This window comes from Pseudomonas imperatae (assembly GCF_057128625.1).
In genome coordinates this window covers 1-1,018 of record NZ_JBSKHP010000070.1, presented here as the reverse complement: position 1 = coordinate 1,018, position 1,018 = coordinate 1, and the positions used below count along the sequence as shown (strand labels likewise).

At 69.7% G+C, this 1,018-nt stretch carries 1 protein-coding gene; it reads left to right on the top strand.

Annotated elements, in window-relative coordinates; all coding sequences use genetic code 11:
- On the top strand, positions 1-1,018 hold a 1,018-nt coding region (locus ACWKWX_RS32615), incomplete at both ends, for a type VI secretion IcmF C-terminal domain-containing protein (protein WP_483829927.1).

Below are 1,018 nucleotides of genomic sequence, written 5' to 3'. Positions count from 1 at the left end.
CCACCTTCGCCCCGTTGCTGCAACTGCTGGCCAAGGACAACAGCCCGCTGAGCCTGCACAGCTACCTGACCCGCGTCACCCGCGTGCGCCTGCAGCTCCAGCAGATCGATGACGCCAGCGACCCCCAGGCGATGTCCCAGGCCCTGGCCCAGTCGGTGTTCCAGGGCCGCACCCTGGACCTTGGCGACAGCCGCGAGTACGGCAGCCTGATCGCCGCCAGCCTGGGCGGGCAATGGAGCGGCTTTGGCCAGAACCTGTTCGTCAAACCCCTGGCCCAGGCCTGGCAGCAGGTGCTGCAACCCTCCGCCGCAGCGCTGAACGCGCAGTGGCAGCGGGCGATCGTCGAGCACTGGGACGGCGCCTTCAGCGGCCGCTACCCGTTCGCCGCCACCGGCAGCGACGCCTCCTTGCCGATGCTGGGGCAGATGATCCGCGCCGGCACCGGGCGCATCGACCAGTTCCTGCAGCAGGAACTGGGCGGCGTGCTGCGCAAGGAGGGCAACCGCTGGGTCGTCGACCCGCGGCACAGCCAGGGCCTGCGGGTGAACCCGGCGTTCCTGGCGGCGGTCAACCGCCTGGGCTGCCTGGCGGACGTGCTCTACACCGACGGCGGCATGGGCCTGGGCTTCGAGCTGCAGGCCAAGGCGCTGCCCGAGCTGGTGCAGACCACCTTCATCCTCAACGGCGAACGCCTGCATTACTTCAACCAGAAGCCAAGCTGGAAACGCTTTCATTGGCCCGGCGCCAGCGACTACCCCGGCGCCAGCCTGAGCTGGACCAGCGTTGCCACCGGCGAACGGCTGTTCGGTGCCTACGACGGCGCCTGGGGCCTGATCCGCCTGCTGGAGCAGGCCCAGGTGACGGCGCTGGACGACAGCGACACGCGCTTTCGCCTGGTGCTGAAGGCCCCGGACGGCATCCCGCTGACCTGGCATTTGCGCACGGAACTGGGCGCAGGGCCGCTGGCGCTGCTCACGCTGCGCGGCTTCAGTTTGCCGCCGCGAATTTTCCTGGCGGA